The following is a 25,057-nucleotide window of genomic DNA, read 5'->3' as shown; positions in this document are numbered from 1 at the left end:
CAATTATGTGTAGGACTGTTCTGCGGCCACTGCTTGGAAGTGTATGTCTGATTTTAATGTGTCTCAATAGTTGGGCTCTGGGCTATTCTGAAACAGAAGCCGTTTGTCACGTTTCTGGAAAAAAGGTGTGTGTGACTGTTGAAAAGACCACTTCTTATGAAAAGTGGCTTTGGTTTTCCACATCATGCGATTTGAGGTGCGAGTATTATCATGATGCTTTTGTGGAACAGTTTTTTCCGCTGGAACATCTGAGCGAGTTTGATGGTTTCGGAATAAATCTCCGAAAAAAATCAGATGACAGGCTGGTTTGGAGTCATTACATGCTCGGCAGAGGGTATAAAAAGCAGGCTTTGATCGTCGAGATAGAAGTGACGAAGGAGGATCGCTTTGAGAGTCCTGAAGGCAAACTGTTTAACCAGCTGTTATTAGAAGATCTGTCGAGACTCCAGCCTGTAACCCCGGAATTATTGAAACGTCACAGCACCAATTACAGGGGATGGCTTTGGTGGGGGCTGGGTCATACTGTGAGTTTATTTTCTGGTTTTTTTGGTTCCTTTTTATTTCTGGCTTTAATGTCATAAACCTGAATCAGTTGACCATATTGGGTCGGGTCGCGACAACCGCCTTCATTTCAAGAGGGTGGTTGTTGCGCAGAATTTGTAGGGTGACTTCACTCCCGGGTGCTTCCTGAGCAACCATATTCATGACCTTCCTGCCATCATTGGTGCTTATGTTGTTGATGGCCATCAGAATGTCTCCACGTTTCAGGCCGGCCAAATCTGCTGGACCATTGTCGTAGACACCCGAAATCAAAATGCCAACATTGCTTTCAACACCGTACGCTTGCGCCAGTCGACTGGTGAGTGGCTGTGATTCTATGCCCAGCCAGCCTCGCACAACACGACCGTATTTGATGATGGACTGAGTGACAAATCGTGCCATGCTGGAGGGAATCGCAAAGCCAACGCCTTCATTACCTCCTCCCCTGGAAAACAGCAGCGTGTTAATGCCCACTAATTCACCACGGGCGTTGATCAGGGCGCCCCCTGAGTTACCCACGTTGATGGCGGCGTCGGTTTGAATAAAATCTTCATAAGTATTGAGACTGAGGTCATTCCTGCCAGTAGCGCTGATAATTCCCATGGTGACTGTTTGACCCAGTCCGAAGGGGTTACCTATAGCCAGAACCACGTCCCCCACCTCGGCCTGGCCAGAATCGGCCAGATCCAGGCTGGGTAAATTGTTTAAATCAATTTTCAGTACCGCCAGATCCGTCTCTGGGTCCCTGCCGACAATGGTTGCGGATTCTTCTCTGCCATCTTTCAGCACAGCCACAATACGGTCAGCGCCTTCAATAACGTGATTATTAGTCAGCAGGTAGCCGTCAGGGCTGATAATGACTCCGGAGCCGAGGCTGGTTTCTACCTTGGCTCTGCCAAGGTTGTTTTCTGTGAAGGGACTTTTCGGCATTCTGGAGGGGCTGGATTCATTGATCAGTGTGGCGGTAGCAATGTTAACCACGGCAGGCGCTGCTTCCTTGACTGCCGAGCTGTAGGAAACCTCGCCAATGCCCAATAGTTGTTCGCCCCTGCTGAGTACATTACTGAGACTCAAATGAGGCAGGCCCAGCCATTTCGGAGCAAGCAACATCACCAGCAAGGCAACAATCAGGCCTGACAGGGCGGGATAGATGAGCTGGTTGAGGAGTCTTTTCATGCTGTGCTTGTCAATGATTGTGGGTCAATGATTGTGGGCCGAGATTTCTGCTGCTGGAAATAAAAATTCTTGAAACCCGAAAGCCAGCAGTATAATCCTCTAATATACCTGTATTTTGTGGCTGATAGATAGCCCCCGAACTTATGGGAAGCTGGTCATGACCATGATGTGACAGCTTCCCGAATCCAATAAACAGTGGAGTGAAAAATGAGCATCACGCTGAAGCAGCTGGTGAAGATTCTCGAAGATGAACTACAACCGGGGCTGTTCAAAGATTACTGCCCCAACGGTCTACAGGTCGAAGGAAGTGAACAGATTAAACGTCTTGTGACCGGTGTGACGGCTTGTCAGGCCCTGATTGATAAGGCCGTTGAGCTCAGAGCCGACGCTATTCTGGTTCACCACGGCTACTTCTGGAAGGGTGAAGATTCTGCTATTGTCGGCATGAAGAAGCGCCGGATTGAAACACTTCTCAAGCACAACATCAGTTTGATCGGCTATCACCTGCCGTTGGATGGGCATCAGGAGTTGGGTAACAATGCTCAGCTAGCCAGACTCCTCGGCTGGAAGACAGAAGGTGGCATGGAGCCGGGAAAAGCTCGCTCGGTAGGCAGCTGGGGAAGGCCTGAGACACCTGTTTCTCTGGACGTTCTGGGCAGGCAGATTGAAGAAAAACTGGGTCGTAAACCCCTGCTGATTGCGGGCGGTGACCATGAGATTAAAACTCTGGCCTGGTGTACTGGTGCGGCCCAGCGCATGATTGATCTGGCCCTGGATCTGAAGGTAGATGCTTTTGTGAGTGGTGAAATCTCCGAGTCCACAGTCCACTTTGCTCGCGAAAATGGCATTCACTACATCAGCGCCGGACACCACGCTACTGAGCGCTACGGTGTCAGGGCTTTAGGTGAATGGCTGGAAGAACAGCAAGGTGTTGAACATACCTTTGTCGATATTGACTCTCCTGTCTGAGCTTTTGATCAAACAGGCAGACCGATAGTTTATGGCGTTTCAGGGTTAATATAATGTTATGAATTATTGGTATAATTTTTTTGTTTTATATTCCATTGATGCTGCTAGTATTCGAACTAAGAACAACTCTTAGCCAGCTTCGGGTTTAGCATTCATGTCTGACACAGCCACTCAGGAGAGCACTAAAGAACGTGCTATCGAGCTTTCTGGAGAGCGCCTCAACCATTTGAAGCAGCTCGAAGCAGAAAGCATTCAGATTATCAGGGAAGTTGCTGCCGAGTTTGATAACCCGGTTATGCTCTATTCCATTGGCAAGGATTCAGCGGTAATGCTGCATCTTGCCATGAAAGCCTTTTATCCGGGTAAACCGCCTTTTCCGCTCATGCATGTTGATACCACATGGAAATTCAAGGAAATGATTCAGTTCCGTGACCAGTTGGTCGATGACCTGGGTCTTGAGTTGATTGTGCATATCAATCAGGACGGCGTAGAACAGGGCGTTGGCCCTTTTTCCCACGGCAGCGCGAAACATACTGATATCATGAAAACCCAGGCCTTGAAACAGGCTCTGGACAAACACGGTTTTGATGCTGCATTCGGTGGCGCTCGTCGTGATGAAGAAAAGTCACGGGCGAAAGAGCGGGTTTACTCTTTCCGTGACAGGCACCACCGCTGGGATCCCAAGAACCAGCGGCCGGAACTCTGGAATATCTACAACAGTGAAGTAGAAAAGGGCGAAAGCATTCGGGTCTTCCCTCTGTCCAACTGGACTGAGCTGGATATCTGGCAGTATATCTATCGCGAAAATATTCCTATTGTTCCTCTCTATCTTTCTAAAGAACGCCCGGTGGTAGAACGTGATGGCAACCTGATTATGGTTGACGATGAACGTATGCCTCTGGAACCCGGCGAGAAACCAGTGATGAGGAAAGTCCGCTTTCGTACTCTGGGCTGCTACCCATTGACGGGAGCCGTTGAGTCAGAAGCTGACACTCTGCCTGATGTTATTCAGGAAATGCTGCTCACCAAAACATCTGAACGTCAGGGGCGGGTCATTGATCACGACAGTGCCGGATCAATGGAGAAGAAAAAACAAGAGGGGTATTTCTAATGTCTCATCAGTCTGATCTGATTGCTTCGGATATTCAGGAATATCTCCGCAGGCACGAGCAGAAAGAGATTCTGCGTTTCCTGACCTGTGGCAGTGTCGACGACGGTAAAAGCACCCTGATTGGCCGACTTTTACATGACACCAGCATGATCTACGAAGATCAGCTGGCCTCTGTTGAGAACGACAGCAAACGTGTAGGAACCCAGGGCGAAAAAGTTGATCTGGCTTTGCTGGTGGACGGTTTGCAGGCTGAGCGGGAGCAGGGCATTACTATTGATGTGGCCTATCGCTACTTCTCTACAGAAAACCGGAAGTACATCATTGCTGATACTCCGGGTCACGAACAATACACCCGAAATATGGCTACCGGAGCTTCCACCTGTGATCTGGCCATTATTCTGGTAGATGCCCGCCAGGGGGTGCTGACACAAACCCGTCGTCATACCTACATTGCCAGCCTGCTGGGTATCAAACACCTGGTAGTAGCGATCAACAAGATGGATCTGGTGGGTTTCAGTCAGGCACGTTTTGAGGAAATTCGTAATCAGTACCTGGACTTCTCTGAATCACTGAACCTGGGGGACGTTCGTTTTGTTCCTGTATCGGCTCTGGACGGAGACAACGTTGTTCATCGCAGTGACAAGGCTGACTGGTATACCGGGCAGACTCTGATGGAAGTGATGGAAAGCGTTGAGGTGGCGAATGACCGTAACCTCGATGACTTCCGTCTTCCGGTTCAATATGTGAGCCGACCCGACCTCGATTTCCGGGGGTATGCAGGCACTATCGCTTCCGGTGTGGTTAAGCCCGGCGACAGAGTAAAGGTATTACCCTCCGGACTGGAAAGTTCTGTCGCACGAGTGGTGACCTACGACGGCGATCTGGAAAAGGGTTTTGCGGGTCAGGCTATAACCCTGACGCTGGATGACGAGATCGATATCAGTCGCGGTGATATGCTGGTGCATGCCCGGGATGATATTTCGGTCTCTTCGCACCTGAATGCCAGTGTTGTCTGGATGGCAGAGCAGGCCATGAAGCCCGGGCGCCAGTACCTGATCAAATTTGCCACCACCAAAGTAGCGGGAAGTTTCACAGCCATTAATCACAGGGTGGATATCAATACCCTGGAACAACAGGAGGCCGATCAACTGGCTCTGAATGAGATAGGCTCCTGCCAGCTGGTGCTGACACAACCTGTTGTTTTTGATCGTTATGAGGATAACCGTCAAACCGGTGCTTTTATTGTTATTGATCGCTTGAGCAATGCGACCATTGCCGCAGGCATGGTTGAATCTGCTGCGAACGAGGGTGCTACCGCAGAGACGGTTCTGGCCAGCGACAGGGCGAATCGACTGGGTCAGGGCGCCGCTCTGGTTATGGTTGATGGCTCTGAAGGTTATCTGCAGAAAGTAGAGCGTCATTTGTTTGATGGTGGGCTTTTACCGGTCGTCGTTGATCATCAGGACCAACACTGGGTTCAGAAAACAGAAGCCCTGCTTCAGGCGGGACTGGTTGTTCTGGTGGCCAGGACTGAACTGAAAGACCTGCAGGTTGAAGTTTTACACAGCATTAATGAGTCAGATAGTCTGTCGGCTCTTGTTAATTCTCTGTCTTTGTAGCTGAAACGGGCTGTCGCAGTTGTCCGGTTGCGATAGCCCTTTTTCCTTCCCTCCGGGACACTGTCTGATCATTTATCATTCTTTATATAGGCACGCCAAGTAAGGTTGAGAGCTGAAATACGTACAAATGCTGGTACAGAGTCTCGACACCCTGATTCAATATTGCAACTCTTCTACAATGGGGAATTGGCACCTTATTCAGCCTGAGGTATGTTTGGAGGTTGAATCGGGACTGCTTCCCTCAGAGTCTGACTGTGAAGAGAGCAGCAACTGCCTGTTCCGGCCAGCCCCTCATATTCTTAGTTTTCTGGAGCCGAAATGAAAGCCAACTTTTATGCTGGACTGCGTGAGCAGCTGGAAGACCTTAAAAAAGAAGGTTTGTACAAAAGCGAGCGAGTGATTACCTCGCAGCAGCAGGCTGATATTACTGTTGATACTGGCGAAGAAGTGATTAATTTTTGTGCTAACAATTATCTCGGGTTGGCCAATTCCCCTGAGCTGATAGACGCAGGCAGGCAGGCGCTGGATAAATATGGCTACGGTATGGCTTCCGTACGTTTTATCTGTGGAACCCAGGATGTTCACAAAGAGCTGGAAAAGCGTATTTCCGAGTTCCTGGGCATGAATGACACTATCCTGTATTCCTCCTGTTTTGACGCTAATGCCGGTTTGTTTGAAACCCTGTTGGGCCCTGAAGACGCTATCATCAGTGACTCTCTGAATCATGCCAGCATCATTGATGGTATACGTTTGTGCAAGGCGAAGCGCTTCCGCTATGCCAACAACGACATGGCAGACCTGGAAGCCAAACTGAAAGAAGCTGCAGAAGCAGGCGCCCGTTACAAGCTGATCGCAACGGACGGTGTATTCTCCATGGATGGCGTGATTGCCAACCTCAAAGGTGTCTGCGATCTGGCGGACAAGTACGATGCCATGGTCATGGTAGATGACTGTCATGCCGCAGGTTTTGTCGGTGAGAATGGCCGTGGTACCCACGAACACTGCGGTGTAATGGATCGTGTTGACATTATTACCGGTACTCTTGGCAAAGCTTTAGGTGGTGCTTCCGGTGGTTATACCTCTGCCCGCAGCCCGGAAGTCATCGACTGGCTGCGCAACCGCTCCCGTCCTTACCTGTTCTCCAACACCCTGAGTCCAACCATTGCCAGCGCTTCTATCAAGGTGCTGGATATGCTGGAATCGGGCGGTGAGCTGCGTGAGAAGCTGCGCCACAACTCGAATTACTTCCGCACCGAGATGGAAAAGCTGGGCTTTACCCTGGCGGGTAATGGCCATGCAATCATTCCCGTCATGCTCGGCGATGCTTCTTTGGCGGCCGAGTTTGCGGAACGAATGCTGAACGAGGGAATCTATGTAGTAGGATTCTCTTTCCCTGTTGTTCCAAGGGGCGCAGCCCGAATTCGTACCCAGATGTCAGCTGCTCATAACCAGGAACACATGGATCGAGTGATTGCAGCCTTTGCTAAAGTAGGCCGTGAGCTGGGCGTTATCTCCTGAAGGACCTGCGGAGCTGAGTGAATAGGAAGCTGACATGAAAACCCTGGCAAAACTGAAAGCGGAAAAAGGCATCTGGCTGGCCGACAAGCCCAGGCCGGAACCTGGCTACAACGATGTTCTGATCAAGATTCGCAAAACAGCGATCTGTGGAACCGACATGCACATCTATAACTGGGATGAGTGGTCACAAAAAACCATTCCTGTTGGAATGCATGTAGGACACGAGTTTATTGGTGATATTGTGGAAATGGGCGAAGGCGTGCGCGGCTTTGAAATAGGTCAGCGTGTGTCCGGTGAAGGTCATATTACCTGTGGCCACTGCCGTAATTGCCGTGCCGGCCGTCGCCACCTTTGTAATTTCACGGTTGGTGTGGGTGTCAATCGGGAAGGAGCTTTCGCAGAGTACCTCTGCATACCAGCGACCAATGCTTTCCCGATTCCCGATGACATCAGTGATGATCTGGCCTCCATCTTCGATCCCTTTGGCAATGCTGTACACACTGCTCTGTCGTTTGATCTGGTGGGTGAAGATGTATTGATCACCGGTGCCGGTCCTATCGGCATTATGGCGGTTGCAATCTGCAGGCATGTCGGTGCTCGTAATGTTGTCATTACTGACGTCAACGAATACCGTCTGGATCTGGCCCGTAAAATGGGAGCTACCTGTGCTGTTAACGTTGCCACTGAAGATCTGCAAGAGGTCATGGCAAAACTGGGGATGGTAGAAGGCTTTGACGTAGGCCTGGAGATGTCTGGTAATGGTCGTGCTTTCCAACAGATGCTGGAAAACATGAACTACGGTGGCAAGGTATCCCTGCTGGGTATTCCTTCCAGCGATACCACTATTGATTGGAATCAGGTGATCTTCAAGGGTCTGGTCATCAAGGGTATTTATGGCCGTGAGATGTACGAAACCTGGTATAAAATGACCAGTATGCTCCAGTCCGGTCTGGATATTTCCCCGGTGATTACTCACCGGATGCCGGTGGATGATTTCCAGAAAGGTTTTGAAATCATGGGGTCCGGCCAGTCTGGCAAAGTGATTCTTGATTGGAGTTGACCATCTCTAACATCGACCTGTCCACGCCATAATACGACTTAGCTCTGGTTCCCATGCTTCGGTGGGTGTCTTAAAACCTCTGGTTCTGTAAAAGAAAATGTGGAGCCGAAAGGCTCCACGATCAGAAGTTAATGCTTAACCAAAGTCACCCGCGATATAGTCACGGGTCTTCTGATTTTCAGCTTTGTTGAAGATCTTGCCGGTTTTATCAAACTCAACCAGCTCACCCAGATACATAAAGCCGGTGTAATCAGAGATACGCATGGCCTGTTGCATGTTGTGAGTCACGATCACAATGGTGTACTTCTGACGCAGTTCAGTAATCAGCTCTTCAATGGCGCTGGTGGCCAGTGGATCGAGAGCCGACGTGGGTTCGTCCATCAGGATGACTTCCGGCTCCAGGGCAATGGTGCGGGCGATGCACAGACGCTGCTGCTGACCACCGGACAGGCTGCTGGCATCGGCATTCAGCTTGTCCTTCACTTCTTTCCACAGATGGGCTCGCTTCAGGGCCTTTCTGGCACGAATAGCCATTTCCGGCTTGCTCAGTCCACCTTTCATCTTCAGACCGAAGGTGATGTTGTCGTAAATGGACATAGGGAAAGGCGTAGGCTTCTGGAAAACCATACCGACTTTGGAGCGCAATTCATTCAGATCCACACCACGTTGCAGGATATTTTCGTTATCCAGCAGAATCTCACCTTCAGCCGACTGACTGCCATACAGGTCGAAGATGCGATTCATGGTGCGCAGCAGGGTGGATTTACCACAGCCGGAAGGACCAATCAGAGCCGTTACCTTGTTGTTGTAAATCGGCATGTTGATGTTCTTCAGGGCTGGTTCAGAACCTTTGCTGTAAAAGAAACTGAGGTCTTTTACTTCCATTCTGGGTTGCAGAATATCATCGGCCAGACCGGATTCTGTCTTGATTTGACTCAGGCTTTCTGTAGCCGCAGGAGCAGTAGCAATGTTCATGTTCATTTGGCTGCCTTTCGAGCTTTGATCCAACGCGGTAAAGCAGTGGACAGAATATTGATAATCAGAATAAATACGGTTATCAGCAGTGCGCCGGCCCAGGCCAGTTGATTCCAGGATTCAAAAGGGCTCATAGCATACTGATAAATGGTCACCGGCAGGTTAGCCATAGGCTTGTCCAGATCGGTGCTCATGAAGTTACTGTTGAGGGCGGTAAACAACAGGGGGGCTGTTTCACCGGTAATCCGCGCTACAGACAACAGAATACCGGTCATAATACCGGGGCCGGCTGCCCGATAGCACAGCTGGGTAATGACTCGCCAGCGCGGAGCGCCCAGTCCGCTACCTGCTTCTTTCAAGGTGGTGGGAACCAGGCGCAGCATTTCTTCTGTGGTGCTGACGATAATGGGCAGTGCCAGAATAGCCAGTGCAATGGCACCTGCCCAACCAGAAAAGGAGCCGGTGGTGACCACCACAACCTTGTAGACAAACAGGCCGACCAGAATAGAAGGTGCGCTCATCAACATACCGTTGAGAAAGCGCAGTGCTTCAGCAATTTTTGAACTCTTGTCGGATTCAGACAGCCAGGTACCAGCCAATACACCCAGAGGTGCGGCGATCAGAATACCAAGAGCGGTCAGAATCAAACTGCCAACAATGGCGTTTTTCAGGCCACCGTGGCTACCGGGTCCGGGAGTGAGTTCGGTGAAGACATGCAGACCCATGCCGGAAATACCTTTTCCGACCAGGCTGTATAGTACGCTGGCCAGAACCACCAGGCCAAACAGTGCACAGAAGGTACAGAAGCCGATGAAAGCGTAGTTCTTGAGTTTCCTGACTGGCATTATCGCTTCCTCAACAGCAGACGGGCAGTACCCATCACAATAAAGGTGAGTACAAACAGTACCAGGCCCAGACTGATCAGAGCCGAGATGTGCATCTCATTAGTCGCTTCGTTGAACTGCTGCGCAATCGTAGAAGAAATAGAGCTCGCAGGCATGAACAGTGAAGTCTCTATACGGTTGGCGCCGCCTATTACAAAGGCAACTGCCATGGTTTCTCCCAGGGCACGACCCAGGCCGAGGATTCCGGCACCCACTGCGGCATTCTTGATACTTGGCAGCAGCACTCGGGTAATGACTTCATAGGGCGTAGCGCCAACACCGTATGCTGCTTCTCTGACCACATTGGGAATGGTTTTCAGGGCGTCACGAGTTAAAGCCGTAATAATGGGCAAAATCATGAACGACAGAATGATGCCCGCCGTTAGTAGACCTATACCGATGGGGGGACCGTCAAACCAGTGGCCAATCAGAGGCAGGCCAACCAGGTTTTCCAGTGCCCAGAATTGGAAGCCTTCTGAGAACCAGGGTGCGAAGACAAAAAGACCCCACATACCGTAAATAATACTGGGTACAGCGGCCAGCAGCTCAATGGCCATGCTCACGGGGCGACTGATCCAGTCGGGGGCCAGCTCGGCCAGGAAGATCGCCGTGCCCAGACCGACAGGAATGGCAATAATAATGGCGATAAGCGAAGAAACCAGGGTGCCATAAATAGCAGAAGCGGCACCAAACTCACTGTTTACCGGGTCCCAGACATTACGAAATACAAAGCCGGGGCCAAACTCGGAGAGAGCCAGCCAACCGCCGTCGATCAGGGAAAGGATAATCCCGATCAACACCAGAAAAATCAGAATGGCGCTGGTGAAGCTCAGTCTGTAGAAGATTGAGTCACCCTTTATAGCGCTGGGCATCGCAGTTAAAAGCATAAGCTACAACAAGACAGCTGACCAGCGCTATGCTGATCAGCTGTCGTTCGTTTCCTGTTTAAGAAAGGCTAGAATAACCGGTTACTTGATAATGGTTTGTCCGTTGCTAGTCAAGTCTTCTTTCCAGACATTCTCTACCATGTTAACTACGCTTTCCGGCATTGGGATGTAGTCCAGACCTTCTGCAAGTTCGCCGCCTTTCTCGTAGCTCCACTCGAAGAAGTCGATGATTTGCTCAGCTTTCTCGGCGTCAGCCTGATCTTTATGCATCAGGATGAAGGTCGCTGCTGTCATAGGCCAGGAGTCAGCACCAGGCTGGTTGTTCAGCAGCAATTCGAAGCCCGGAGCATTCTCCCAGTCGGCATTGGCAGCGGCAGCCTGGAAGGTTTCCATGCTTGGCTTCAGGAACTTGCCATCAGCACTGGCCAGCTGGGTGTAGGTCAGGTCGTTTTGTTTTGCAAAGGCATATTCTACATAACCGATAGCACCACGGGTACGGCCCACGAAGTTGGCGACACCAGCGTTACCGTTACCACCGATAGTGGTAGCTGCTTTTGGCCAGGTGATGTCGGTGTTTCTGCCGATATTCTCACTCCACTCCGAGCTGATCTGGCTCAGGTAATCGGTGAAGTTGTAGGTGGTACCGGAACCATCGGAACGATGGACGACATAGATAGCCTGGGCAGGAATCTCAAGATCTGGGTTCAGAGCAGTGATGCGCTCGTCATTCCACTTCTTGATTTTACCCAGGTAGATGTCTGCCAGAACTTCACCGGTCAGCTTCAGAGCACCGGACTCAATGCCAGGTACGTTGATCACTGGAACAATAGCGCCCATCACCATTGGGAACTGGATCATCTCTTCTTTATCCAGTCGCTCTTCATTCAGAGGTGCGTCGCTGGCGCCAAAGTCGACGGTCTTGGCAGTGATCTGACGGATACCACCGCCGGAACCGATGGCCTGGTAGTTGATGCGAATACCGGTTTCTTTCTGGTATTCCTCAGCCCATTTGGCATAGATCGGATGTGGGAAACTGGCTCCCGCACCGTTGATAACTTCTGTCTTGGCAGATGCAGAGAAGGACGCTGCAGCCAACATGGAGGACATTACAATAGACTTCAGAAACTTCACTTCTATTCTCCCCGAGAAACTCGCTTGGAGTGTACTTGCGTTTACAAAGAAAAATCTTTTGCCGTGCCTTAATCTGTCAGTGGGTTGTGCAAAATATTTTTCTGTTACCTCAAAATTTGATGGGTGCAAGGATAGGGGGTGAATATTTCAGTAATGTTACAGGTTTGTTTGGATTTTATGAAAATGACAGTTTTTGACTCCAGGGTGTCTGTCCTGTCTTTTTGGCAGAAAAAAAAGACACCCATAAATTTGCTTCCCCATCCACCTGGTCTACTTTTTCACCCATCACTGATTTTTTACCCAGACAGGTGAGTTCATGGCTCAGGCCCGCAATACTCTGATTGACCCCGGCTCAACGCCTTATTACCACTGCATGGCAAGATGTGTTCGTCAGGCTTACCTCTGTGGAGAGAACCACCTGACTGGCAAGAATTACGAGCATCGCCGCCAATGGGTGGTGGATAAACTTCAGGAACTGGTTTCAGTCTTTGCTATCGAAGTTTGCGCTTACGCTGTCATGTCGAATCATTATCATGTGGTTTTGCACATCAATCAGTCATCTGCCAGGAGCTGGTCACGGAATGAAGTGCTGCATCGTTGGACGACCTTGTTCAGAGGTCCACTTCTGGTGCAAAGGCATCTGGCCGCTGACAAACTGGGCAGCGCTGAATTGGCCCGTATTGATGAATATGCTGAGGAATACCGGCGTCGTTTAGCGGATATCAGCTGGTTTATGCGCTGCCTGAATGAACATCTTGCTCGTGAGGCTAATAAAGAAGACGAGTGTAAAGGACGCTTCTGGGAAGGTCGCTTTAAAAGCCAGGCATTGCTGGACGAAGCAGCGTTACTGACCTGCATGACCTACGTTGACTTGAATCCGATTCGGGCTGGAAAGGCAGAAATACCGGAAGAGTCGAACTACACGTCGATTCAGGAACGGGTGGAGCAGGTTACACATTCTGAGACTAAAAAACAGCCGCTGACCCTGAAACCTTTCTGTTTGCAGGGACAGGAAACGGACGTTGCCCTTCCCTACCTTCTTCACGACTATCTGGAACTGGTTGACTGGAGTGGCCGCATTGTCAGGACAGATAAGAAAGGTTCCATCCCGTCGCATATCCCTCGTATTCTTGAAAGACTGGAAATTGATCCGGATGAGTGGCTGAAAACCATGCAATGGAATAATCGTTTTTATCGGGCAGTTGGCCGTCTGGAGGCGATGAAGGCTTATGCACTTGAAGCCGGACAGAAGTGGCTTCGAGGTTTAAATGTCTGTAGTCGTTTGTATATGATAGGTTAGCGTAGAAGTCAGTTAAGACGTCAAAGACCCTCTCTTTATCTCTCTTCGACTCATGTCGGAATGAATTTGCATTGTCTGAATTATGGCTTGAACAGCCTCTGTTCGTTGGATGGCGATGTGTGGCTCAATGATACGCTACTTGAAGATAGATTTTCTGATCCTTTTTGGGAATACAGTTTTTGAAGGTCTTGTTTTTATTTTTATGGGTGTCTTATTTTTTTCTGTGGCTGGCCTCAATGGCAACATCCAGACCTGCTTTTTCTATGGGTCTTCATAGCCTATAAATATATGTGCTAAGGAAGCTCACATAAGGCTCACTGATAGCAATGTAGCTTTTTTAACGAATACAGGTGAAAGTATGGCTATAACATGTGTCTTAAAGACACTTTTGTTTTCAATGTTTTTGTTTTTTTATCAGCAGGGGCTTGCAAACGACACCTATCGTCTTGAAAAATTTCGTAACTATCAAATGAAAAACTGGAAACCCCTTTCAAAAGAGCAACAAAACTGCAGAGATCAACCCGACATAAGCCCACTTGAAAATATTCGTATTGGCTTTGTCAGGCTTAACTTAGAATCTGATGACCTATCCGGAGATGAGCGACTGGAAACCTGTGAAACTTACGAAGTTGATGAGCAAGACTTTAATCGTATGACCAACTTTTATTTTAATTATGTGAACACGGGTAATCCTGAATTTCGAAAAAATCGCATTCAAAGAGTATTGAGACTCATACATCGTATATTCGCTATTAATATAAACAGGTTCAATAGTCAAAGCCGCTTAGAGAAAGGGGTGGTCTATACAACGGCAAGAAGCCTTTTTGATCAACTGTTTTTGTCTGTCAACATAAATGGCAGAAGTAATCCCTATTTCAATTATTTTCATTTAGTTCAGGGGGAAAAACAGTGCAATTATGTTGGGGTTAATAACGGTCTGGTCCTGATGTTTCTTGCTTTTCTTGCACCCAACTTTCTTTCCAGGGATCGACTTTATACCTACTTTTGTATCTTGGCTGACATATACACCGGAGAAAGCTGCGATCAAGCATTCGACCGTGCATTGCTTTGTGAAAATATCAATGCATATGATTGTCCGCAGTCCCTTTCAAGTCAGTTGAAAGCAGCCGAATTGGACGCAGGAATAGCGCTTCTGATCGGTTTAACTGCAATGGCATCAGCGGCTTTCCAGCGCATTGATTCAGGACTGGAGTCAGAGGAGACACTGGAAAACTTGTTGATAAGATGCTTGCCCTACGAGCTTCTGCCGATTATCTACAGTAATGCAGCCAGGCATTGTCGCCCGGGACGCTCATGCCCTGTACCTGCGTTTATGCATACCGTGAATGGCATGCAAGAATTTATATCCAGTATTATGGGTATTAACCTCACACCTTTAACGGAGGCATCATCGTTCGAAAGTCTGAAATTTCTAATGGATTATATTGAGCTTTCAGATAGTGAAGGCTCAGATAGTTTAGGTTCAAACAATGAGTTTGCTCTTGAGGAGTCGGATTCTGAGGATCAGGATCAGTCAGTAGTCGTTCGGCAACAAAATGAACTGATAGGTCAATTACGACAGGAATTGGCAAACCAATCAGCAACGGAAGAAGTGGGTGCTGTCGGAGGCGCTTTAGCAGGAACTAAAAAATGTCCAATTTGTACCGACCCATTAACAGACATTACAGTGTTAAATCGTTGTGGACATGCCGGTTTTTGCAAGACTTGTGCTGAGCGGTTTATAAATGAGCAGAGAGAATGTCCCTATTGTCGGGAAATACCCTTGTCATACATGAAGTTTATCGATATGTCTTTGCCCTGAATGTGTGCCAAGGATGCTGATACATAGCCCATTAACAACAGGAAGCTTTTTTAACGAGTGCAGGTTAAAGTATGATCCCACAATATGCCTTAAAGACGCTTTTGTTTTCAGTAATTTTGTTTTTTTATCAGCAGGGGCTGGCAAATGACACCTATGATCTTGAAGAGTTTCGCAAGTATCAAATGAAAAACTGGAAACCGCTTTCAAAAGAACAACAAAGTTGCACAGGTCAACCCGCCATGAGTCCACTTGAAAACATCTGTATTGGTTTTGTCAGACTTAATATGGAATCTGACGATGTATCTGGAGATGGCCGACTGGAAATCTGTGAAAATTACGAGGTTACTGAGCAAGACTTTAGGCTTCTGGTCAACTTTTATTTTAACTATGTGAACAGTACTGATACTCAAAATGATCGAAAAATGCGCACTCAAAGAGTACTGAGACTGATACATCATATATTCGCTATAAATATAAACCAGATCAATGGAGCAAGCCCTGACAAAAAAGAGCTAATCAGAGTTGCAGCACAAAGCCTCTTCGAATGTTTTTTTTCTTCTGAAATGAGAAATGGCGGGAAAAATCCTTATTTCCATTATTTCTCTTTAGATTCGCTAGCAAGTCAGTCCGATTATGTCGGTTTAAATAATGGTTTAGTCCTGATGCTTCTGACTTTTCTTGGTCCTCATTTTCTTTTCAGCAATGATTTTGATAACTACTTTACCGTGCTGCGTAACAGTTATACTGAAAAAAGCTACGATCGGGCATTATCCCGTGGATCGCTTTATGAAAATATCAATGAAAATTCTCCACATAGCATTGCCAGTTATTTCACTGCAGCCGGATTGGACACAGAAACAGCACTTCTAATTGGTTTAACTGCAATGGCATCTGCAGCTTTCCAGAGCCTCAACTCAGGGCAGGAATGGCCAGAGACACTGGAAACTTTGTTGCAAAGATACTTACCCTGCGAGATTCTGGGCACTGTCTACTGGAGTTTGGTTGGCCTTTTTCCTGCAGGACGTTCATGGCCTGTACCTGAGGTCATGTTTACCGTAGAGGGTATGCAAGAGTTTACACAGGTTATTTTGGGTATTGACGACACGGCTGAGTCTGCATTATTGCAAGCAGAATCTTCTCAAAGTCCGGACTGTCAATCGGATTATTCTCAGGGTTCAGACAATCAGGCTGAGGACCCTGACGGGGAGCCGCATTCTGAGCATCAGGATCAGCTAATAGTCATAAAGCAACAAAATGAACTGATAACCGAACTACGGGAGGAATCAGCAGACCAACCTGCTACGGAGGAAACGGGTGCTGTCGGAGGAACCACGGCAGGAACCAAAAAATGTCCACTTTGTGCAGACCCACTGACAGATATTATCGTGTTGGATTGTTGTGAAGACTCCGGCTTTTGCAATACTTGTGCTGATCGACTTATATATGAGCAGAGCGAATGTCTCTTTTGTCGGAACGTACCTTTGTCATACATGAAGGCTCCTGAGATGTCTTTACCTTGAATGTACGCGCAGTGCCAGTCTGATGCTTCTCCTTCCTGTTCAGTGCGGTCAGCACTTTTCCCCGGCATATACACCTGAGACCAGGCTGCAGGTGACTGGTATCAATGGCAACATCCGGATCAGCTTTTTCTATTGCTTTCCATGTCCTATAAAAGTATGTGCTAAGGAAGATCACAGAAAGATCATTAATAGTAGTGCAGCTGTTTTGACGAATGCAGGTGAAAGTATGGCCATATCATTTGCCTTAAAAACGCTTTTGTTTTCAGTGTTTTTTTTTATCAGCAGGGGCTGGCAAACGACACCTATCGCCTTGAAAAATTTCGCGATCATCAAATAAAAAACTGGAAAGAGCTTTCAAAAGAGCAACAAAAATGCACGGGTCAGCTCGGCATGAGCCCTATTGAAAATATCCGCATAGGCTTTGTCAAGCTTAATTTAGTCTCTGACGATGTGTCTGGAGATGAGCGAGTGCAAATTTGTGAAAATTACGAGGTTGCTGAGCAAGACTTTAAACGTCTGCACAACTTTTATTTCGATTATGTGGAAATGGGTGATCCTCAATATCGAAAAGTTCGCATTCAAAGAATGCTGAGACTATTACATCGTATATTCGCTATGAATATAAATATGACCAATGAACAAAGCCGGGAAGAGAAAAAGATAATCATTACAACGGCACAAAGCCTTTTTGAACAGTTTTTTTCGACTGTCAACATAAATGGCAAAAGCAATCCTTATTTCAATTATTTCTATTCAATTCCGGAGGCCCCTCTGTCTGATTATGCTGATGTTAATAACGATCTGGTTCTGATAGTTCTTGCTTTTCTTGGTCCTCACTTTCTTTACAAGGAACAACTTTTTACCAGCTTTATTATGTTGGCTGGCATATATACCGGGCAAAGCTTCGATCAAGCATTCGACAGTGCGCTGCTCTGTGAAAATATCAATGAATATAATTCTCCGCAAAGCCTTGCCAATCAATTAAATGCAGCTGGGCTGGACGCAGGAACAGCGCTTCTAATCGGTTTAACTGCAATGGCATCAGCTGCTTTTCAGCGCATGAATTCAGAACTGGAATCGCAGGAGACACTGGAAAACTTGTTGATAAGATGCTCGCCATTCGAGCTTCTGCCCATTATCTACAGCAATATAGCCTGCCATTGCCGCCCTGGACGCTCGTGCCCTGTACCTGGGGTTATGTATACCTTATATAGCATGCAAGAGTTTACAAACAGTATTTTGGGTTTTGACCCTACATCTACATTATCATTGGCATCATCGGCAGAAAGTCTGAACTTTCTCGTGGATTATATTGTGCTTTCAGATAATGAAGGTTCAGACAGCGAGGGTTCTGTTGATGATTCGGATTCAGGGGATCAGGATCTGTCAATAGTCGTTCAACAACAAAATGAACTGATAGCCGAGCTGAGGCAAGAATTAGCAAACCAAACTGAAAAGGAGGAAGCGTGTGCTGTTGGAGGTGCCTCAGCAGAAACCAAAAAATGTCCACTTTGTACCGACCGCTTGACAAACGTTATAGCGTTACAAAGCTGTGGACACGCTGGTTTTTGCAAGAATTGTGTTGAGCGACTCATACGTGAGGAGAGGGAATGTCCCTTTTGTCGGAGCGTGCCCTTGTCATACATGAAGATTCTCGACATGTCTTTACGCTGAATCTCTGCACAGCACCAGTCTATTGCCTGATGTTTTGAAACACATCGACGAAGTACTTATAAGAATCAATGCCTGAAAGAAGACAACTGTCAAGTAACGTCTGGAACAGGGCAGGGTTATCTGAACGTTCTTTTTCTTCAGCTAAAAAGGCCAGTTTTTTCTCCCCATCGGGATACATTGGGGACTAGACTGCATGTGATTGTTGTCAATGGCAACATACGGATCCGCTTTTTCAATTGCTCTTCATAGCCTGTGTAAATATGTGCCTGGGAACTCACAAAAAGAACGTTAACAGTAGTACAGCTTCAACGAGTGAAGGTGAAAATATGACCATGCTATGCGCCTTAAGGATACTTTTGTTTTTAGTATTTTTGTTTTTTTTTCAACAGAGCCTGGCAAACGATACTTACAACCTTGAAGAATATCGCCATCATAAAAAGACAAACGGGAAACAGCCTTCGGAAAAACAACAAAACAGTACAGGTCAACCGGCCATGAAACCACTTGAAAACATGCGTCTTGGCTTTGTAAGGCTTAATTTAGCTTCTGACGATGTATCTGGAGATGAGCGACTGGAAATTTTTGAAAATTACGAGGTTGCTGAGCAAGACTTTAAACGTCTGGAGAGCTTTTATTTTGATTATGTGAATATGGGTGAACCTCAACGTCGAAAAGTTCGCATTCAAAGTGTATTGAGACTCATACATCGTATATTCGCTATTAATATAAATAGATTTACTGTTCAAAGTCGAGCAGAGCAAATGTCAATCAATGCAATGGCAAAAAGCCTTTTTGACCAACTGTTTATGTCTGTCAACATAAATGGCAGAAGCAATCCATATTTGAATTATTTCTATATATTTCTTGACGAACATTCATCCAGTTATGCTGATGTTGACAACGGTCTGGCCCTGATGTTTTTTGCTTTTCTTGGTCCTCAATTTCTTTCCAAGAATGACTTGTATACCGGCATTAGGATAATGCAAAACATATATACCGGAGTAAGCTGCAATCAAGCATTTGATTGTGCATTGCTTTCAGAAAATATCGATGAGTATCATTCTCCAGAAAGCCTTGCCAGTCAATTAAATGCAGCCGGATTGGACGCAGGCACAGCGCTTCTAATCGGTTTAACTACAATGGCATCAGCCGCTTTCCAGCGCATGAATTCAGGACTGGAATTGCTGCAAACACTGGAAACCGTATTGATAAGATGCTTGCCGTTCGAGCTTCTGTCGATTGTCTACAGCAATATAGCCAGGCATTGCCGCTCTGGAAACTCACGCCCTGAACCTGCGCTTATGTACTCCGTGTATGGTATGCAAATATTTACACACAGCATTGTGGGTATTAACCCCGTGCCTTTATCGGAGGCAGCATCGTTAGAAAGTCTGGAATTTTTAGTGGATTATCATGAGCTTTCAGACAGTGATTCTTCTCTTGAGGAATCGGATTTCGAGGATCAGTCAATCGTCGTTCAGCAACAAAATGAACTGATAGGCCAACTTCGACAGGAATTGGCAAGCCAATCCGCAACGGAGGAAGCGGGTGCTGTCGGGGGAGCCTCAGCAGAAACCAAAAAATGCCCACTTTGTACCGACCGCCTGACAGACCTTGTAGCGTTACATAGTTGTGGACACGCTGGTTTTTGCAGGAATTGTGCTGAGCGACTCATACGTGAGGAGAGGGAATGTCCTTTTTGTCGGAACGTACCCTTGTCATGCATGAAGATTCTCGACATGTCTTTACCCTGAATGTGTGAACAGTGCCGGTCTATTGCCCGGCGCTTTGAAGCACATCGACGAAGTACTTGTAAGGATTAATGCCTTAAAGAAGACAGCTGACAAATAATGTCTGGAACAGGGCAGGGTTATCTGAACGTTCTTTTTGTTCAGCCAAAAAAGTCAGTTCTTTCTCCCCATCGGGATACATCAGAGGCTAGACTACATATGATTAGCGTCAATGGTCACATCCGGATCAGCTTTTTCTATTGCTCTCCGTAGCCAGTATAAATATGTGCCGAGGACGCTCACACAAGGCTCATTATTGGTAGTGGTACATCTGTTTCAATCAGTGAAGGAGAAAGTATGGCCATGCTATGCGCCTTAAAGACGCTTTTGTTTTTAGTGTTTTTGTTTTTTTATCAGCAGGGGGTGGCAAATGATACCTATAACCTTGAAGAATTTCGCCAGCATCATATGACAAACTGCCAGCCGCCTTCAAAAAAACAACAAAGGCTTACAGGTCAACCCGCAGTGAGCACACTTGAAAACATCCGTATTGGTTATGTAAGACTCGATCTGGAATCTGACGATGTATCTGGAGATAGACGGCTGGAAATCTGTGAAGATTACGAAGTTGATGAGCAAGACTTTAATCGGCTGAACAACTTTTATTTTGATTATGTGAATATGGGTGAGCTTCAGCATCGAAAAGATCGCATTCAAAGAGTACTTAGACTGTTGAATCGTATATTCGCTATGAACATAAATATGATCAATAAACAAAGCCCGGAAAAGAAACCGTTGGCAAATGCAAAAGCAACAAGACTTTTTGAAAAAAAGTTTTTGTCTGTCAGGGTAAACGACAGAATCAATCCTTATTTCCATTATTTCTATCCGGATTCGATAGAAAATCAGTCGAATTTTCTCGGTGTTAATAATGATTTAGTCCTGATGTATCTTGCTTTTCTTGGGCCCCACTTTCTTTTTCAGAATGACTTATATGCCTACTTTGACGTACTTCATAATAGCTATAGCGAAAAAAGCTGCGAGCAAGCATTCGACCGTGAATTGCTTTCTGAAAATATCAATGAATATGACTCTCCGCAAAGTCTTGCCAATCAATTAAAAGCAGCTGAATTGGACGCAGGTATAGCACTTTTAATCGGTTTGACTGTAATGGCAGCATCAGCTTTTCGGCACATGCATTTAGGACTGGAATGGCATGAGACACTGGAAGCTTTGTTACGAAGACACTTGCCAGACGAACTTTTGGCCGTTATCTACAGCAATATAGACGACCATTGTCATCCTGTGTCATCGTACACTATACCTATGGTTATGTTTACAGCGGGCGGTATGCAAGAGTTTACACACAGTATTATAGGTATTGACCCCCACGCATTATCGTCAGAAAGCCCGGACAATCGATCGGATTATTCTGAGAGTTCAGAGACTGAGTTTTTTCTTGAGGTATCGGATCCTGAGCATCAGGATCAATCAATAGTCATTCAACAACAAAATGAACTGATAGCCCAGTTACGAAGTGAGTTGTCAAGCCAAACTGCAACGGAGGAAGCGGGTGCAATTGGAGGAGCAGCAGGAGTCACCAAAAAATGTGGAGTTTGTCACGAGCCACTGCAAGAAGTAATGGGTTTTAAAAGTTGTGAACACGCTGGTTTGTGCCAGATTTGTATTGAGCGAATTATACGGGAGCAGACCGGCTGTCCCTTTTGTCGGGTAAAATCGGAATCATACAAGAGGGTTTTAGATATGTCTTCTCATTGAAAATGGGTTGTCATCTCTCCGGCTGCATCAGAATAAGCTTTCTTTATTGGTCATTATGACCATAAGTAGTTGCCAGGGACGCTCATACAAAACTCATTAATAGCAGTGCAGCTGTTATAACGAATACAGGTGAAAGTATGGTAAGACCATGTTCCTTAAAGACACTTTTGTTTTCAATGTTGTTGTTTTTTTCTCACCAGGGGCTGGCAAACGATAGTTATGATCTTGAAAGATTTCGCGAGTATCAAAAAACAAACTGGAAACCGCCTTCAAAGAAAAAACAGAGGCAATCAGGCCGACCTGTCATGGGCCCACTTGAAAACATACGCATTGGCTTTGTCAGGCTTAATTTAGAATCTGACGATTTGTTTGGAGATGTGCGACTGGAAATCTGTGAAAATTACGAGGTTTCTGAACAGGACTTTCAACGACTGCTAAACTTTTTTTTTAACTATATGAACATAGGTGATCCTAACTATCGAAAAACACATATTCTAACGGCACTGAGACTCATACACCGTATGTTCGATATCAATATGAATACGTTCATGGGAGAAAGCCCGGCAGAGAAAGAATTAATAAATACAATGGCAAAAAGCCTCTTTGTGCAAATGTTTTTATCTGACAATGTAAACGGGCGAAGCAATCCTTATTTCCTTTATTTTCATTCAGTTTCAGCAGACGATAGGTCTTATAATGCAGGTGTTAATAACGGTTTAATCTTGATGTTTCTTGCTTTTCTTGGTCCCCATTATCTTTCCCGGTTTGACTTGTCTGAATGGTTTAGCGTGCTTCAAAGACGCTATACCAAAAAAAGCTACGGTCGAGCATTCTCCTGTGAGCTGCTTGCTGGAGATGTCAATGAATATAATTCTCCGCAAAGCATTGCCAATCAATTGACTGCAGCCGCACTGGACACAGAAACAGCACTTCTAATTGGCTTAACCGCAATGGCACCAGCCGCTTCCCGGTGCTTAAATTCAGAACAGTTATGGCCAGAGACACTGGAAACCTTGTTGATGAGTCACTTGCCAGACGAACTTCTGGCCATTATCTACAACAATTTAGCCAGCCTTTGCCACAACGGACGCATCTTCCCTGTCCCTACGGTTATGTACACCTTGAGTGGCAGGCAAGATTTTACGCATAGTATTTTGGCTATTAACCCTGAACCTGCAATATCATCGGCATCATCGTCAGAAAGCCTGGACTATCAATCGGATTATTCACTGGGTTCAGACAATGAGGTTGAGGAGCCTGGTGAGGAGCTGGATTCCGGGCATCAGGATCAGTCAATAGTCATTCAGCAACAAAATGAACTGATAGCCCAATTACGACAGGAAATAGCAAGCCAACACAGAGCGGAGGAAGCCGGTGCAGTGGGAGGAGCCCCAGAAAAAGTCATAGAATGTCCGGTTTGCTTCGAACCACTGCAAGAAATAACGTTATTAGAAACTTGTGGACACGCGGGTTTATGCAGGGTTTGTGCTGAGCGATTTGTTCGGGAGCAGAGGGGATGTCCTGTTTGTCGGAAAGAACCTGAATCATTTAGAAAGATATTCTTAATGCCCCCTCATTGAATGTGTATGCAGTGCAAGTTTATTGCCTGATACTCTGACTCCATGGGAACGATAGAGTCAGTTTGTACCCATTATCAAGAGAAAGCGTTCGAGCGGGGTTCAGACCCCGCTATTTGTCGAGATCGGATGGCAGCTGTTTCAAGGAATTCAGGTGGAAGTATGACGATAGAATGTGCCTTAAAGATGCTTGTGTTTTCAGTATTTTTGTTTTTTTATCAGCAGGGGCTGGCAAACGACACCTATGACCTTGAAGAATTCCGCCAGCATCAAAAGAAAAACTGGAAACCGCCTTCAGAAAAACAACAAAGTTGCACAGGTCAGCCCGCCATACCCCCTCTTGAAAACATTCGTATTGGTTTTGTCAGGCTTAATTTAGCTTCTGACACTGTATCGGGAGATGAGCGACTGGAAATCTGTGATGATTACGAGATTTCTGAGCAAGACTTTAATCGTTTGAATAACTTTTATTTTGATTATGTGAACGTGACTGAACAATCTCGAAAACTTCGCATTCAAAGAATGCTGAGACTAATGAATTTTATATTCACTATAAATATAAATAGGACTAATGGGAAAAACCCCGAAGATAAACGAAGAATAAATGCAATAGCAGAAAGCCTCTTTGAGAAAAACTTTTTGTCTGAAAGTATAAATGGCGGGAGTGAACATTATTTCCATTATTATGATTTTGAATTTACAGCGAGTCATTACAGTTATGACGATGTTAATAAAGATTTATTTCTGATGACTTTTCTTGGTCCCCATTTTCTTTTACAGAATGAATTATATGACCACTTTAAAGTGCTGCATAACAGTTACACCAGAACAAGCTACTATCATGCATTTGAACGTGAATTACTTTCTGTAAATATTAATGAATATCATTCTCCGCAAAGTCTTGCCAATCAATTAGATACAGCTGAATTGGACGCAGGAACAGCACTTTTAATCGGATTAACTGCAATGGCATCAGCGGCTATCCAGCGCATTAATTCAGGACGGGAATGGCAAGAGACTCTGGAAACCTTGTTGATAAATTACTTGCCATACGATCTTCTGGATGTTGTCTACAGAAATATAGTCATTCATTGCCACGCTGGACGATCGTATCCAGTACCTATCGTTATGTTTACCGTGAATGGTATGCATGAGTTTACACACAGTATTTTGGGTATTGACCCCACACCTGTATCACCGCCAGAAAGGCGGGGCCACTCAGTGGATTCTTCTGAGAGCTCGGACAGTGATGGTCATATTGAGGAAACAGATACGGAGCATGAGGATGCGTCAAAAGTCATTCAACAACAAAATGAACTGATAGCCGAACTGCGACGGGAATTAGCAATCCAGTCCGAGAGGGGGGAAGCTGGTGCAGTTGGAGGAGCCTCAGGAGCAGTCAAAAAATGCCCACTATGTCGCACACCACTGGAAGACATTATGCTGTTACAAAGTTGCGGGCATGCTGGTTTCTGCAAGAATTGTGCTGAGCGAATTATAAACGAGCAGAGGGACTGTCCCTTTTGTCGGGAAGCTAGCTTATCAGTCATTAGAGTTATCGACATGTCTCTTCCTTGAATGTGTGCACAGTGCCAGATTGCCTGATGCGCTGGAGCAAATCTACGAAGTAGTTGTATGGATCAATGCCTGCAAGAAGACAACTGACGATCAATGTCTGGAGCAGACTAATGCTGTTTGCCCCATCTTCTGTCCGGCTAAAAAGTCACTGCTTTCTCTCCATCGGGATACACCCGAGAGCAGGCTTGAGGCGATTGCTGTAATGGC

20 protein-coding genes are annotated in these 25,057 nt (G+C 46.3%); 14 read left to right on the top strand and 6 right to left on the bottom strand.

What is annotated here, in order from left to right:
• Positions 1-5: 5 nt before the first annotated feature.
• On the top strand, positions 6-581 hold the full coding sequence (locus tag ACOJUN_RS02255; protein WP_422135055.1) for a hypothetical protein: 576 nt from the start codon (positions 6-8) through the stop codon (positions 579-581).
• A gap of 7 nt (positions 582-588) precedes the next feature.
• On the opposite strand, the gene ACOJUN_RS02250 is transcribed toward ACOJUN_RS02255, so the two are convergent.
• On the bottom strand, positions 589-1,716 hold the full coding sequence (locus ACOJUN_RS02250) for a S1C family serine protease (RefSeq protein WP_422135054.1): 1,128 nt from the start codon (positions 1,714-1,716) through the stop codon (positions 589-591).
• Between the two features lie 207 nt (positions 1,717-1,923).
• Here ACOJUN_RS02250 and ACOJUN_RS02245 point away from each other — a divergent pair, with 207 nt between their 5' ends.
• The 5 genes from ACOJUN_RS02245 (at position 1,924) to tdh (ending at position 7,993) form a co-directional block, all read left to right on the top strand.
• On the top strand, positions 1,924-2,685 hold the full coding sequence (locus ACOJUN_RS02245; protein WP_422135053.1) for a Nif3-like dinuclear metal center hexameric protein: 762 nt from the start codon (positions 1,924-1,926) through the stop codon (positions 2,683-2,685).
• A gap of 154 nt (positions 2,686-2,839) precedes the next feature.
• Positions 2,840-3,796 (top strand): sulfate adenylyltransferase subunit CysD, encoded by a 957-nt coding sequence (gene cysD, locus ACOJUN_RS02240; protein ID WP_422135052.1) that lies wholly within the window; start codon positions 2,840-2,842, stop codon positions 3,794-3,796.
• Positions 3,796-5,415, top strand: a complete 1,620-nt coding sequence (gene cysN, locus ACOJUN_RS02235; RefSeq protein WP_422135051.1) for a sulfate adenylyltransferase subunit CysN — start codon at positions 3,796-3,798, stop codon at positions 5,413-5,415. Before cysD ends, cysN begins: the two co-directional genes overlap by 1 nt.
• Positions 5,416-5,733: 318 nt before the next feature.
• Positions 5,734-6,933, top strand: a complete 1,200-nt coding sequence (locus tag ACOJUN_RS02230; protein WP_422135050.1) for a glycine C-acetyltransferase — start codon at positions 5,734-5,736, stop codon at positions 6,931-6,933.
• A gap of 34 nt (positions 6,934-6,967) precedes the next feature.
• Positions 6,968-7,993 carry an L-threonine 3-dehydrogenase gene (gene tdh / locus ACOJUN_RS02225; RefSeq protein ID WP_422135049.1) on the top strand — a complete coding sequence of 342 codons (1,026 nt, stop codon included), beginning with the start codon at positions 6,968-6,970 and terminating at the stop codon, positions 7,991-7,993.
• A gap of 135 nt (positions 7,994-8,128) precedes the next feature.
• Here the strand turns inward: tdh and pstB are convergent, their stop codons facing one another.
• The 4 genes from pstB to pstS form a co-directional block, all read right to left on the bottom strand.
• Complete coding sequence (gene pstB, locus ACOJUN_RS02220; RefSeq protein ID WP_422137138.1) at positions 8,129-8,878, bottom strand: phosphate ABC transporter ATP-binding protein PstB; 750 nt, start codon at positions 8,876-8,878, stop codon at positions 8,129-8,131.
• Between the two features lie 92 nt (positions 8,879-8,970).
• On the bottom strand, positions 8,971-9,813 hold the full coding sequence (pstA, locus tag ACOJUN_RS02215; protein WP_422135048.1) for a phosphate ABC transporter permease PstA: 843 nt from the start codon (positions 9,811-9,813) through the stop codon (positions 8,971-8,973).
• The gene (pstC, locus tag ACOJUN_RS02210) at positions 9,813-10,739 is read right to left on the bottom strand and encodes a phosphate ABC transporter permease subunit PstC (RefSeq protein WP_422135047.1); all 927 of its coding nucleotides are present in this window, start codon (positions 10,737-10,739) and stop codon (positions 9,813-9,815) included. Before pstC ends, pstA begins: the two co-directional genes overlap by 1 nt.
• Positions 10,740-10,820: 81 nt before the next feature.
• A complete protein-coding gene (gene pstS / locus ACOJUN_RS02205; RefSeq protein ID WP_422135046.1) occupies positions 10,821-11,870 on the bottom strand; it encodes a phosphate ABC transporter substrate-binding protein PstS in 1,050 nt (349 codons plus the stop codon).
• Positions 11,871-12,186: 316 nt separating this feature from the next.
• Between pstS and ACOJUN_RS02200 the strand changes: the two genes are divergently transcribed.
• From ACOJUN_RS02200 to ACOJUN_RS02165, 8 genes are all read left to right on the top strand, one after another.
• Positions 12,187-13,170 carry a transposase gene (locus ACOJUN_RS02200; RefSeq protein WP_422135045.1) on the top strand — a complete coding sequence of 328 codons (984 nt, stop codon included), beginning with the start codon at positions 12,187-12,189 and terminating at the stop codon, positions 13,168-13,170.
• A gap of 358 nt (positions 13,171-13,528) precedes the next feature.
• On the top strand, positions 13,529-14,992 hold the full coding sequence (locus tag ACOJUN_RS02195; RefSeq protein WP_422135044.1) for an RING finger protein: 1,464 nt from the start codon (positions 13,529-13,531) through the stop codon (positions 14,990-14,992).
• A 71-nt stretch (positions 14,993-15,063) separates the two neighbouring features.
• Complete coding sequence (locus tag ACOJUN_RS02190) at positions 15,064-16,512, top strand: hypothetical protein (RefSeq protein WP_422135043.1); 1,449 nt, start codon at positions 15,064-15,066, stop codon at positions 16,510-16,512.
• Positions 16,513-16,902: 390 nt separating this feature from the next.
• Positions 16,903-18,186 carry an RING finger protein gene (locus ACOJUN_RS02185; protein WP_422135042.1) on the top strand — a complete coding sequence of 428 codons (1,284 nt, stop codon included), beginning with the start codon at positions 16,903-16,905 and terminating at the stop codon, positions 18,184-18,186.
• Between the two features lie 326 nt (positions 18,187-18,512).
• On the top strand, positions 18,513-19,940 hold the full coding sequence (locus ACOJUN_RS02180; protein ID WP_422135041.1) for an RING finger protein: 1,428 nt from the start codon (positions 18,513-18,515) through the stop codon (positions 19,938-19,940).
• Positions 19,941-20,273: 333 nt separating this feature from the next.
• A complete protein-coding gene (locus tag ACOJUN_RS02175) occupies positions 20,274-21,695 on the top strand; it encodes an RING finger protein (protein WP_422135040.1) in 1,422 nt (473 codons plus the stop codon).
• Positions 21,696-22,000: 305 nt separating this feature from the next.
• Complete coding sequence (locus ACOJUN_RS02170; protein WP_422135039.1) at positions 22,001-23,275, top strand: RING finger protein; 1,275 nt, start codon at positions 22,001-22,003, stop codon at positions 23,273-23,275.
• A 159-nt stretch (positions 23,276-23,434) separates the two neighbouring features.
• A complete protein-coding gene (locus ACOJUN_RS02165; protein ID WP_422135038.1) occupies positions 23,435-24,850 on the top strand; it encodes an RING finger protein in 1,416 nt (471 codons plus the stop codon).
• Here ACOJUN_RS02165 and ACOJUN_RS02160 read toward each other — a convergent pair.
• Positions 24,828-24,944 (bottom strand): hypothetical protein, encoded by a 117-nt coding sequence (locus ACOJUN_RS02160; RefSeq protein WP_422135037.1) that lies wholly within the window; start codon positions 24,942-24,944, stop codon positions 24,828-24,830. The genes ACOJUN_RS02165 and ACOJUN_RS02160 overlap by 23 nt on opposite strands.
• Between the last annotated feature and the right edge of the window lie 113 nt (positions 24,945-25,057).

Source organism: Endozoicomonas sp. ALD040 (genome assembly GCF_049275945.1).
Taxonomy (GTDB): domain Bacteria; phylum Pseudomonadota; class Gammaproteobacteria; order Pseudomonadales; family Endozoicomonadaceae; genus Endozoicomonas_A.
Note: the sequence above shows the minus strand (reverse complement) of the source record. Positions and strands in the feature narration are given on the sequence as shown.